Below are 12,429 nucleotides of genomic sequence, written 5' to 3'. Positions count from 1 at the left end.
GATGAATATTCGCAGAAGCTTTCCTTTGTGGTCACCCCCGACAAGCACAAGACGAGCCTCCCGGAAAGGTGTTCTTTACCTTTCTGGGAGGATTGGCTTGTGACCTCGAGGGGGTAGGCGCTGAAGCTGGACAGAAAAAAGGAGAATGAGGTTCTAAACTTCATTCTCCTTTTATATAACAGATTCAAAAACCTTTAAACTTCTTCCGGTCATTAATCGTGATAATGAGAATTAATATCGATAAAAATAATAGCGGTGAGCTTATATAAATGGGAAACATCTTCATAAGCGCGAAGAAATTTAAGATAAAGGAAAGAGAAATAAAGATAATCATAAGAACAAAAGGAAGCTTTTTCACTTAGAACTCCTCCTGTTAGAGTGTTAGCTAGTATAGGCATAATGGGTATTATATTATATTCAGTCGTCCATCTATTATGTTGAGTATTTGACAATATTGTGAAATAAGGCACAAACTTATTGTGCACTCCCGAAATTCATGTTATATTACAGACATGAAGTTGATCACACACAAACACCTACCCCTTGTTTGACCGTGAAAGATTTCTCCCATCCCCTTTTTCGTATTATATATAAAAAAAGACCGCGCAGACTAAATTAGTTTGTACGGTCTTTTTTTGGGTATAGAGTTATAAGAAATGAGTTCAAATTTCATCTGAAGAATTAAACTTCCAAAACATACCGTACTTAACGGGAATCTGTTCGACTACTTGCTTTAATTGCAGCTTCTTCATTTCGCGGTCAACTTCATTAATCGTCATATTGTAGACAACTGCAATTTCCTTAGAAGCAACAAATTTAAAATACTTTAGAAAGATTTCTAAAGGGGGCGGAGCTAAGCGTTCAGGCTTATCCAGCAGCATTTCCTCTAAAATTTGCTCATACACCTCATAAGGATAAACACCTGTAATTTTTATTCCTTCATCCTCGATATTTTCATTAAAAAAGACGAGGGTAGGAATTTCTTGTACATCCATTTCTGCGGTAATTTTCAAGTCGCATTGAAAGGCTTTTGCGGCACTATCAGAGTGGATATCAGAAATAAATTCCGCTACATCCAAGCCCACATTTTCTGCACAATCTCTTAATATATCCAAGCTAGAAACATTTTGCTTTTCCAAGAATAACACTTCCTGCAATTTTCGCAAAAACCGTATTCCTGCTCTTCTGCCTTGCAGCTCTGCAGCTTTTATTGCAACCGATGCAAGATGTGGAGATGAAATGGGGTTTTCAAACCAAAGGTTTCCGTCACATGACATTCCTGAACGGCTTGCAGTTTTTTCCCAAAGCTCAGCTATGCTATCGTAGCTATGCTTTCTGCCTATATTCAATGTCGACAATCTTCCGCTTATGACATGCTTAATGGAAAAATAACGACCATACTCAATCATGAGTTTTTTTAAGATGGGTTCAAGAGCCCAGCATTCAGGACAAAGAGGATCAATGAACAAGTACAATTCAAGCGGCTTTTTCTCATTGCCATGACAATGAGGTGATGGCGACTTTGATTCGAATGATTCTTGATTGTTCACAAGTTCTCACCTTTCATCTTTTCATTTTCAGATGTATTAATCATATGCTGTGCAGTTAAAAAGAGTCTTGCATAAAAATCTTCTCGTATTTGTCCTTCCAGCCCAATCTCGTCCATCGCTTCTGTCATGCATGAAAGCCATGCTTTGGCTCTCGTTTCAGTTATTTCGAAAGGCAGATGCCGGGCACGAAGCATTGGATGCCCATGTTCGGACGTATACAATGGGGGGCCGCCTAAATATTGGGTTAAGAATTGCTTTTGCTTTCTTGCTGTTTCAGTAAGATTATCTGGAAAAATAGGAACGAGATCAGGATGTTGTCCCACTCGATGATAAAAAGCTTCCACAAGTTGATGGAGCTTCTCTTCTCCAATCGCATCGAACGGTGTATGCATTTTCTCGACCATAATAAAAAATCTCCCTTATTTGAGTTATATAATGTTAAGCCTGTTAGCAGACATTTAAGATAAATGATTAGCAATTGATCAAGTAATCTATTTTCATTCTATCAATGTGTGATTTTTAACTCAAATAAATAGCTTTCAAAAAATTTCAAGGGAGTTTTTTGAAGAGGTGCACTCCCTTAATTTTCACTAAAAGCTTAGGATAGAAATGCACTCTTGATTTTTCGAACGTAATTCATCGTTTCTTTGAATGGAGGAATCCCTCCGTGTTTATCGACATTTCCTGGTCCAGCATTGTAGGCTGCTAAAGCTAGTTCAATATTTTCATCATATTTATTCAGCATTTGACGTAAATATTTCGCTCCGCCAAAAACATTTTCTTGTGGATCAAAAACATTTTTCACACCTAAAGACTTTGCAGTTTCTGGCATCAGCTGCATTAATCCAGATGCGCCTGAATGGCTGATTGCATATTGATTATAATTAGACTCCTGCTTTATGACAGATCTCAGCAATTTGGCTGGAATACGATAAAGCTCTGATGCTTTTTCAATAATTTCATCAAAAGCTGTTTCCGTTCCGGAACCCGATAGCTTCGTAAGCATGAATGGAGGCAATGATTGCCCATTTATCACCGCTTGAGGGTTGCTTTCGGTTTGACTGGCAAACTTCTCAAATTGTATTTCATTAGCAGTTGAATCAGGCAAATTAGTTTCTTGCAATAATTGATTCAACAGATCTTGAAATAGTTGGCTATTTTCTGATGGAGCTTGAGAACTGTTAAAGTTTTTTAGGGCTTGCAAGTCAAGCATAATTTTTAATTGCTCTACATTCATTTCCTAGTTCTCCTTTTTAAACCTTGCTTGTTGATTATATTTTTCATTATAAAATCGCATAATTTTATTGTCAGTTTTGCGGATTGGGATATCTAAATGTAATAGCAATTCTGAAAATACTTCCAGGCCTTTTTCTCTATTACTTACTTCATATTCTATCTCAAAATCCTCTTTATTTAAATAATAACTATGATCCAATACGATCAGTCCATTTTTATAGGCTGTTTCGGCTCGATTCGTTGTTAATGAGCCAAAATACTGCATGAGGTTAGGATCGATCTTCATTCCTTCAATTAAATTTCTAATCGATTCCACCATTGTTTTTCCCGTTTGGAACATGTTCTCAGCCATCTCATCAGTCAAATATTCATTCGTCTCAAGAAGTCCGTCCCCGTAAGGCTGCTTAAGTGTTAGTTCATATCGATTATTCTTTCGTCTTATTCTTAGAGCACAGCCGGCCTTTTTTAGAGCAAAATCCTTCGTATCAAAATAATGATTTTCCTGTGTGAAAAAATTTTCATCGTTAAACTGAAAAAACTTTATTAACTTATTGAATTCTTGTTTTGTTAAGATGTTTTTTAATTCTATTTCAATTGATTGCGACAAATTTTTCATTCCTTTCAGATGTTCACTGTCTAATTATCCACTTACTAATTGTTTACTGCAATTTTTTTAAGCATAAGAAAAGCAAATACTTGAAAATGATTATGCAAAATACTTATATTAGGGTTTTATTGCCCGATAATCTGCGATAAAATAAGATAAGTTTGGAGGTAGAAATAATGACAAAGAAAATATCGATAATTGATGCAAGTTTCAGAGAGAATGAAAGGGAAGTTGAATTCATAGCAGAGGAAGGTTACTCCGTTATTGATTTAAAGCCAATGGAGCAGATGTTAGTTGATTCAGATAATCTTTCCTTTGTTTACATAACAGACATGAATGATGAGTATACATATTTAGCAATTCCAGAATCCATTTGGTCGAAGCTTAAGGAAGCATTAGACTCGGAGTTTAAAGTATATGTTACAGATAGCAAAGATCGGATCCATCTTCCTGGATTTATAGAAGAGTTCAGCTACTTAATTGAAAATATTAAGGGGAATAGTAATTACGGAGAAGAGATGGTTAAAAAGGTCGAAAGCATTTTTTAATTAATTGAATAATCATCCGCCCATACATAATCTAGCCTAAATTTCCTTTAAAGGCAGATTTTAATTAGACAATATTTTCGGATGAGGTGTTGATGAAGTGAAAAATTGGGATCAATTTTTGGCTCCATATAAGCAGGCTGTGGAAGAATTAAAGATCAAGCTTAAAGGAATGCGTAAACAATTTGAACAAGAAGGTACACACTCGCCGATCGAATTTGTAACAGGAAGAGTGAAGCCTATTGCAAGTATACTTGATAAGGCTAATCAAAAAAGCATTCCTTTAGATATATTAGACACGGAGCTGCAAGATATTGCAGGACTTCGGATGATGTGTCAGTTTGTTGATGATATTAAAAAGGTTGTTGAATTGTTAAGAAAGCGAAATGACTTCGAAATAGTGGAAGAACGAGATTATATTTCCCACAAGAAAGTAAGCGGCTATCGGTCTTACCACGTTGTCATTCGCTACCCCGTTCAAACAATTAATGGTGAAAAGCAGATTTTGGCTGAGATTCAAATTCGTACACTTGCGATGAATTTTTGGGCAACTATTGAACATTCGCTAAATTATAAGTATAAGGGGCAGTTTCCAAAGGATATTCAAATGAGACTTCAAAGGGCAGCAGAGGCAGCTTTCATGCTTGATGAAGAAATGTCGCTAATTCGAGGGGAAATCCAGGAAGCTCAAGCTTTTTTTTCAAGAAATAAAGAACAGCAAGGCAACAACCCTGATTCACATAAAGGTTAAATGTTGATAAAGGAGAATTATTGCGATGAAATTTGCCATTACATCGAAAGGCGATAATAAATCAAATGCACTCATGCATAAAATGAGAACGTATTTATTGGATTTTGATCTTGTTTATGACGAAGAGAAGCCTGATATTGTCGTCTCAATTGGTGGGGATGGCACTTTGTTGTACGCTTTTCATCGTTATACCGGCCGACTGGACAAAACAGCATTTGTTGGAATTCATACAGGGCATTTAGGCTTTTATGCGGATTGGGTGCCTGAGGAGATTGAGAAACTAGTTATTGCCATTGCGAAAACCCCCTTTCAAGTGAGTGAATATCCATTGCTGGAAGTGATCATTCGTTATCAGCACGGGGGAAGAGAAACCCGCTATCTTGCCTTAAATGAATCTACAGTCAAGGCGGTTGATGCTACCCTCGTTATGGATGTAGAAATACGCGGTCAGCATTTTGAACGGTTTAGAGGGGATGGGCTATGTGTATCAACCCCTTCTGGGAGCACCGCCTATAATAAGGCATTAGGCGGTGCCATTCTTCATCCTTCCTTATCTGCCATTCAGCTTGCGGAAATGGCGTCTATCAATAATAAAGTGTTCCGGACTGTCGGATCACCGCTTGTTCTTCCTGCACACCATACATGTATGCTAAAGCCGGTTAATGGCCCAGACTTTCAAATTACAATTGATCATTTAAATCTGCTTCATAAGGATGTAAAATCAATTCAATTCCGTGTCGCCGATGAAAAGATTCGCTTTGCCCGTTTTCGTCCGTTCCCATTCTGGAAAAGGGTCCATGATTCATTTGTGGCTGACTAATATAGTTATGAAAGAAAAAGGTGGACAAGAATAGATTGTCAACGTTTGAACTAATGTGGCGTATAACCTCGGAAGACGAAAATAAAAACATTAAAGGTTTTTTACATGAAAAGGAAATTTCGAAAACGTCTTTAACCGATATTAAATTTAAAGGCGGTTTCATTGCTGTAAATGGAAATGAACAAACGGTCCGTTATACACTTAAAGAAGGAGACATCCTGACTATTGGATTTCCTGAAGAAATTCCAAGTGATGGGATTAAAGGGGAAGAGCTCCCGCTAAACATATTGTATGAAGATGACTTTTTACTAGTAGTAAATAAGCCTGCCGGCATTAGTACGATCCCTTCTAGGGAGCATCCTGCCGGCAGCCTTGCAAATGCCTTGATCGGCTATTATCAGCAAATTGGTTTAAACGCTACAACCCATATTGTGACAAGACTTGATCGTGATACATCAGGCATTGTTCTAGTTGCTAAGCATCGGCATATCCATCATTTGTTTAGCAAACAGCAAAAAGCTGGAATGATAAACAGAGAATATGAAGCAATTGCTGAAGGACTTCTGACAGAAGATTATGGTGTTATTAGGCAGCCAATAGCAAGAAAAAAGGATAGTATCATTGAAAGAGAAGTGAATCCAGAAGGGCAGTATGCCTGCACTCATTATGAGGTTATTCGAAAATATCGGGACTTTACCCATATAAAGCTAAGACTTGAAACAGGGCGAACCCATCAAATCAGGGTGCATATGTCATATTTGGGCCACCCTTTGCTTGGGGATGAGCTTTACGGAGGAAAGCTGGAATTGCTTTCACACCAAGCCTTGCACTGCAGCAGAATCTCATTTGTTCACCCGATGACTGAGGAAAGGCTTACTTTTATGCAGGATTTGCCAGATGATTTGAGAAAAATACTTTTAGAAGGAGGGTGACTGTTAGTATAGTCACCCTTTCCCTTTGTAAGAGCTAAATTTTCCGAAACTTTTCTTTCACTAGCGGCATGGTCGATGGGACAGATACGATTTCCATTTCCGGATACTGAAGTGCAGATAGTTTATTGCCAAATACAGCCCCAGTGTCGATATTGTATGTATTATTAACGATCCTGACATCCTTTACAGGTGTGTGACCATACACAATTACCGCTTTTCCATGATAGGCTTGGGCCCAATCTCTTCGGACAGGCGAGCCGTCTGGATTTTTTTCTCCGGTAATATCTCCATATAGCACGAAGGTCTTTACCTTTTCAGAATGCTGGCCTATATAGTCTTCTCTTATGCCTGCATGGGCAATGACTAGCTTCCCTTCATCTAGAACGGCATAAAGTGGAGCATTCTCATATAGGTTCATAAACTTTTCTCGAATTGCCTGTTGATTTTTCTTATCGAGAGAATCATATTCGGCAGCGGTCGTTTCAAGGCCGTGGGTAAGCTGTACCTTATTCCCCAGGAAGAAGCGGTATAGCTTGTTGCAATGATTTCCAGGCACATAATAGGCGTTGCCTCCGCTAACAAGCTTGCAAACAATTTCCGCCACTTTTAAAGAATGTGGACCACGATCTGTTAAATCTCCTACGAAAGCTAATTTTCTGTTTTTGTTATGAATGGGAATCCCTTTCCCCCAGCTGTAGCCAAGCTTAATGGTCAGCTCTTTAAATTCATGAAAACATCCGTGAATATCTCCAATAATATCAAGCTTCATATGTATCTCCTTTTTTATTTTTATCATATCAATTAATACAATTCTTATCCTAATAATCTATTCAAAATAGTTAAATATTATAGTTACATAAAAATGGTTAGCCTAGGTTAATTGATGATATGAATAGGGTAAAGAGGGGAAGGTAATGGAAAGAAACCTTTGATATTTATTTCATAAATCGAGCGACAAGGTTGTTAAAATTTGCTAGTATTATGGAGTATTCAGGCTTATATGCTTGATATGAGAAAGGGGGCTGTGAAATATGGATGAAGCTTTAAGCGAAAGGTCCACCCATCATATGGACAGGGAATTGCTCATTAATTCTTTACAAAATGAAGATATAGAAAAATTCCGGGATGAATTTCTAGAGCTGCACCCTTATGATCAGGCTTCATTTTTTAAGGAATTGGATGAAGACACACGAGAAAGAATTTATCATTATCTTTCCCCTGAGGAAATGGCTACATTATTTGAAAACTTAGAAATAGATGATGAGAGCTACCAAGATGTCTTAGGAGAAATGAATCCAAACTATGCGGCAGAAATGATTTCAAAAATGTACGTTGATGATGCAGTTGACGTATTAAATGAGCTTGAAAAGGATCAAGTTGTCAGCTATTTAACAATTATGGACGAAGAAGCAGCACAGGAAATAAAGGATCTGCTTCATTATGAGGAATATACAGCTGGAAGTATCATGACAACTGATTTTGTTTCCATTGCGGCCAATCAGACGGTCCGTTCTGCCATGTATATATTAAAAAAAGAAGCGCCAAAGGCCGAAACAATTTATTATATCTATGTTCTTGATGAAGACGAGAGACTGGCAGGAGTCATTTCACTTAGAGATTTAATTGTAAATGATGATGATACAATGATTTCAGAAATAACGAATGAAAGAATCGTTTCGGTATCTGTTGGCGACGATCAGGAAGAGGTAGCGCGAAAAATTAAGGATTATAATTTTCTAGCGCTTCCTGTTGTTGATTTTCAAAACCATCTGTTAGGGATTATTACGGTTGATGACATTATGGATGTTATGGAAGAAGAGGCATCTGATGACTACTCGAAGCTTGCTGCCGTATCAGATATGGATACAATTGACCGCAGTCCTTTTTCAGCTGCTCGAAAAAGGCTGCCATGGCTCATTATCCTCCTGTATTTAGGAATGGGGACGGCAAGCCTTGCTGCCCGTTTTGAAGCAACACTGGAGAAGGCAGCCATATTAGGGGCATTCATCACTTTAATTGCCGGAATGGCTGGAAATACCGGAACACAGGCACTAGCCGTTGTTGTTCGAGGGATAGCTACAGGTGATTTGGAAAAAGAAAGCAAGCTGAAATTAATTTATCGAGAAGCCGGTACGGGCTTAATCACTGGCACCATTTGTGGAATCCTTGTTACGGGGACCATTTTTATTTGGAAAGGGAATTTTTATTTAGGCATATTAGTCGGGATATCTATTTTCTGTACATTAATTATTGCCACTTTAGCCGGTGCAATTATTCCGTTAGCTATGCATAAATTCAAAATTGATCCAGCGGTTGCTTCAGGTCCCTTCATAACTACAATTAATGATATTATCAGTATTCTAATTTACTTTTCAATCGCAAATATGTTTTTAGGGTTTTTGCCTAAATAGGTTCCAGACACCGATTATCGTCAGTGATGTTTATGCTTTTGAGTTGGACTCTTGCTGATTAAAGGAGTGATTCGATGGAAGAACATGGTGTTTCGTTAGCATCTTTGGTCATTGTAATCGTAATAGCTTTCCTGACACCGATATTATTGCATCGGTTCAAGATCCATTTCATACCTGTTGTCGTTGCGGAAATTTTGATGGGGCTTGTGATTGGGAAAAGCGGCTTTAATCTTGTTCAGCCAGATATGTGGCTTGAGACGCTTTCAACACTTGGCTTTATTTTTCTCATGTTTCTTAGCGGCCTAGAAATTGACTTTACTGCATTTTCTAGTAATAAGAAGCGGGAAAAGCTGCCGAGCGGGAAATTAGAGCCGAATTCATTTTCTGTATCTTTTATTGTATTTTCCGGGATATTTCTTATTTCGTTTGGGCTTTCCTATTTGTTCGTAATAGCCGGTTTTATTGAAAATGCTTTTTTGATGACCTTAATTATTTCTACCATTTCATTAGGTGTTGTCGTCCCAACTTTGAAGGAAGCCCATCTCATGAAGACTGGCATTGGGCAAATTGTTCTATTGGTTGCCGTTATTGCTGATCTGGTCACGATGATTTTACTTGCCGTATTTGTTTCTCTTTATGATGGCGGAGAAGGCAATGTGTGGTTATTGCTTATCCTTTTTGCTGCAGGAATCCTCTTATATTTTATTGGAAATCGATTCAAAAACGGTAAATTTTTCGAGGCGATGTCAACTGGAACTATTCAAATAGGTACAAGAGCTGTTTTTACTTTAATCATTCTGCTCGTTGCATTATCTGAATCAGTAGGGGCAGAGAATATTCTCGGCGCTTTCCTTGCAGGAGTGCTTGTTTCCTTGCTAGCTCCTAATCAGGAAATGATTCATAAGCTTGACTCTTTCGGTTATGGCTTCTTAATTCCAATATTTTTCGTAATGGTCGGTGTTGATCTAAATATTTGGTCATTATTGAGCGATGAAAAAATGCTCCTGCTCATACCGCTATTGCTTATTGCCTTGCTAATTTCGAAGCTTGTGCCTGTTTACTTATTAAAGAGATGGTATGATATGAAAACGGTTATGGCTTCCGGGTTCCTTTTGACATCGACATTATCATTAGTTATTGCCTCTGCAACGATTGGCGAGAGAATAGGAGTAATAACGGCAGAAATGAGCGGAACATTAATCCTAGTTGCCGTTATTACGAGTGTATTTACCCCTGTTGTCTTTAAAAAATTATTCCCAAGGGAAGCAAATAGTCAAAAATCATTAACTGTGGCATTTATCGGTGCAAATCAGCTGACCCTCCCAGTATATCGGGAACTAAATTCAAACCATTATAAGGCAACCCTTTTTCATAAAAAACAAGAAAAAGCAGATAAAAATTTAGCAGATTCCTTATTCGATATTGTGGAATTAGACAACTATTTAATTGAAACGCTTGAAGAGCAGAATGTTTTACACTCAGATATTGTTGTCATCTCAACAGGAGATGAGGAATTAAATGCAACACTTGCCATTGCCGTTAAGGAACAGGGAATGGAGCGGGTCATATGCCGCCTTGAAAGCCCCGACCTTCAAGAAAGTATGAAAGAGCATGGCATCGAGATTTTTTCAGTATTAATGTCACAAAAAACCTTGTTGAGAGCATTAATCGAAACCCCGAGTGTGATGGATATATTAACAAATCAGGAAAATGCCCTATATGAAATCGAAATGCTTAATGATCAATTTGATGGTATGACTTTAAGAAAGTTTCCGTTTACCGGGGATGTCATTTTTGTGAGGATCTTTCGAGGGCATGATTCCATTGTCCCCCATGGTGAGACAGAGCTCCATTTAAATGATCGTTTAATAGTCACTGGCACAAAAGAATATGTCGATGAATTAAAACGTGAGCTTGAATTTTGCGAATGGTGCTAAAATAGAACCAAATTCAACTACTTTCTTTCCTTTTTCTAAATATTATAGTAAAATTAGTACTAGGTACTAATAACTTGTAATAATATTTAGGAGGCTGGAAAAAATGACCCTTTCTTTAAATGGAAAAACCTTTGTTGTCATGGGAGTAGCCAATAAGCGCAGTATCGCATGGGGGATTGCCAGATCCCTTCATACGGCAGGCGCCCGTTTAATTTTTACTTATGCGGGTGAACGGCTAGAGGGAAGTGTTCGTGAGTTAGCAGAATCCCTTGAGGGGGCAAATTCCCTTGTCCTGCCTTGTGACGTAACAAATGACCAGGATATTGACAAATGCTTTGCAGAAATTAAAGAGCAGGTTGGAACGATTCATGGGCTTGCACACTGTATTGCATTTGCTAATAAAGAGGAACTTCAAGGTGATTACATGAATACAACGAGGGACGGATTTTTGCTGGCACATAACATTAGTTCCTACTCTTTAACTGCTGTTGCAAAGGTTGCGAAGGATTTAATGACAGAGGGAGGAAGCATCGTTACGTTAACATATTTAGGGGGTGAGCGTGCGATCAAAAACTATAACGTCATGGGTGTTGCGAAAGCTTCTCTTGATGCGAGTGTTAAGTATTTGGCTAATGACCTTGGTAAAGCTGGTATTCGCGTCAATTCTATTTCTGCAGGTCCAATTCGTACCCTTTCTGCAAAAGGAGTAAGTGATTTCAATTCAGTTCTTAAGGAGATCGAAGAACGAGCTCCACTACGGAGAACAACTACACCTGAAGAGGTTGGCGATACGGCCGCATTTCTTTTTAGTGACTTATCCCGTGGGATTACTGGTGAAAATATTCACGTTGATTCCGGCTACCATATCCTATAGTATAACGATCCCGTTTCCATGTGAAACGGGTTTTTTTCTCTAAAGTAATTATAATGACACCTTTTTCCTCCAAATGGCAACGAAAATAGATTATTTGCATACTTATAAATGAACCCATTTGTGATGGAGGTAGATAAAATGCCAAAAATGAATAAAAAAGAGCCTTTTTTTCATATTACTCAACCTGGAATACAAAGGCCCGTTCCTAATATGCAGGAAACTTTTTCAAGTAAAGCAGCAGAAAGAGAAAAAAAGAGGACAGCTTCCGCTAATAACGTCAAGGATTTAAATGATCAAGAAACTTTGGGGACGAAGGAGCATGAAGAATTGGCCGAAAATGAAAGGAAGGAAGTTGTTGTAAAGGAAAGCGGGAAGGCAACAGAATTAATTGAAAATTACGAAGCTGAAAATAGGGAAAATGAATCTGAATCTTCCTTGGCCCCACATATTAGAAAAAGACCAGAGCCCTCTTTTAAGCGGTTAAAGAGCTTTAAAGAAATGAATACCGAGGAACGTATAAATTATTTATTAAACTTTCCTATACAGCTTCCACCCGTCCCTTGTGTGTTTGAAACAGAAGCAGGCAGCTTTCGAGGGGTATTGATTGGAAAAACAGATGAACTGATTGAAATCAAATTATTAGATGGAAAAACGAGAGAGCTTCAAATTCAATCAGTCAAAGAAATCCGAATGGTTGGAATAAGAAAATAGCATAAAAAAATAGCCAGCCGTATTTAAACGACTGGCTTCTTTTTTATTCATTTTT

General features: G+C 38.0%; 14 protein-coding genes. 8 read left to right on the top strand and 6 right to left on the bottom strand.

Annotated features, from left to right (window positions below):
* Positions 1–184: 184 nt before the first annotated feature.
* From AR328_RS22525 to AR328_RS10450, 5 genes are all read right to left on the bottom strand, one after another.
* On the bottom strand, positions 185–334 hold the full coding sequence (locus AR328_RS22525; RefSeq protein ID WP_442854445.1) for a hypothetical protein: 150 nt from the start codon (positions 332–334) through the stop codon (positions 185–187).
* 328 nt (positions 335–662) lie between these two features.
* A complete protein-coding gene (locus tag AR328_RS10465; RefSeq protein WP_066294892.1) occupies positions 663–1,550 on the bottom strand; it encodes a ClpXP adapter SpxH family protein in 888 nt (295 codons plus the stop codon).
* A complete protein-coding gene (locus AR328_RS10460; protein WP_066294890.1) occupies positions 1,547–1,954 on the bottom strand; it encodes a globin domain-containing protein in 408 nt (135 codons plus the stop codon). Before AR328_RS10460 ends, AR328_RS10465 begins: the two co-directional genes overlap by 4 nt.
* A 194-nt stretch (positions 1,955–2,148) precedes the next feature.
* A complete protein-coding gene (locus AR328_RS10455) occupies positions 2,149–2,787 on the bottom strand; it encodes a lytic transglycosylase domain-containing protein (protein ID WP_066294888.1) in 639 nt (212 codons plus the stop codon).
* Positions 2,788–2,790: 3 nt separating this feature from the next.
* Positions 2,791–3,393 carry a CYTH domain-containing protein gene (locus tag AR328_RS10450; protein ID WP_197414449.1) on the bottom strand — a complete coding sequence of 201 codons (603 nt, stop codon included), beginning with the start codon at positions 3,391–3,393 and terminating at the stop codon, positions 2,791–2,793.
* 176 nt (positions 3,394–3,569) lie between these two features.
* Here AR328_RS10450 and AR328_RS10445 point away from each other — a divergent pair, with 176 nt between their 5' ends.
* The 4 genes from AR328_RS10445 to AR328_RS10430 all read left to right on the top strand — a co-directional run bounded on the left by AR328_RS10445 (position 3,570) and on the right by AR328_RS10430 (position 6,441).
* Positions 3,570–3,941: a hypothetical protein gene (locus tag AR328_RS10445; protein WP_066294883.1), complete on the top strand. Its 372-nt coding sequence runs from the start codon at positions 3,570–3,572 to the stop codon at positions 3,939–3,941.
* Positions 3,942–4,038: 97 nt separating this feature from the next.
* Complete coding sequence (locus AR328_RS10440) at positions 4,039–4,689, top strand: GTP pyrophosphokinase (protein ID WP_066294881.1); 651 nt, start codon at positions 4,039–4,041, stop codon at positions 4,687–4,689.
* Between the two features lie 25 nt (positions 4,690–4,714).
* Positions 4,715–5,509, top strand: a complete 795-nt coding sequence (locus AR328_RS10435) for an NAD kinase (RefSeq protein ID WP_066294878.1) — start codon at positions 4,715–4,717, stop codon at positions 5,507–5,509.
* Between the two features lie 35 nt (positions 5,510–5,544).
* Entirely contained in the window at positions 5,545–6,441 is an 897-nt protein-coding gene (locus AR328_RS10430) for an RluA family pseudouridine synthase (RefSeq protein WP_231734800.1), read from the top strand.
* Between the two features lie 34 nt (positions 6,442–6,475).
* Here the strand turns inward: AR328_RS10430 and prpE are convergent, their stop codons facing one another.
* Positions 6,476–7,210: a bis(5'-nucleosyl)-tetraphosphatase PrpE gene (gene prpE, locus AR328_RS10425; protein WP_066294877.1), complete on the bottom strand. Its 735-nt coding sequence runs from the start codon at positions 7,208–7,210 to the stop codon at positions 6,476–6,478.
* A gap of 298 nt (positions 7,211–7,508) precedes the next feature.
* Here prpE and mgtE point away from each other — a divergent pair, with 298 nt between their 5' ends.
* The 4 genes from mgtE (at position 7,509) to AR328_RS10405 (ending at position 12,374) form a co-directional block, all read left to right on the top strand.
* The gene (gene mgtE, locus AR328_RS10420) at positions 7,509–8,852 is read left to right on the top strand and encodes a magnesium transporter (protein ID WP_442854444.1); all 1,344 of its coding nucleotides are present in this window, start codon (positions 7,509–7,511) and stop codon (positions 8,850–8,852) included.
* A gap of 74 nt (positions 8,853–8,926) precedes the next feature.
* Complete coding sequence (locus AR328_RS10415; RefSeq protein WP_066294875.1) at positions 8,927–10,789, top strand: monovalent cation:proton antiporter family protein; 1,863 nt, start codon at positions 8,927–8,929, stop codon at positions 10,787–10,789.
* A 103-nt stretch (positions 10,790–10,892) separates the two neighbouring features.
* Positions 10,893–11,663 carry an enoyl-ACP reductase FabI gene (fabI, locus tag AR328_RS10410; RefSeq protein ID WP_066294871.1) on the top strand — a complete coding sequence of 257 codons (771 nt, stop codon included), beginning with the start codon at positions 10,893–10,895 and terminating at the stop codon, positions 11,661–11,663.
* 138 nt (positions 11,664–11,801) lie between these two features.
* Positions 11,802–12,374, top strand: a complete 573-nt coding sequence (locus tag AR328_RS10405) for a CotO family spore coat protein (RefSeq protein WP_066294866.1) — start codon at positions 11,802–11,804, stop codon at positions 12,372–12,374.
* The last annotated feature ends 55 nt before the right edge of the window (positions 12,375–12,429 follow it).

Origin of the sequence: Bacillus sp. FJAT-29937 (genome assembly GCF_001509555.1) — a bacterium.
Taxonomy (GTDB): Bacteria; Bacillota; Bacilli; order Bacillales; family Cytobacillaceae; genus Cytobacillus.
The sequence above is the reverse complement of the archived record's forward strand: the minus strand, read 5'-3'. Positions and strand labels throughout refer to the sequence as shown.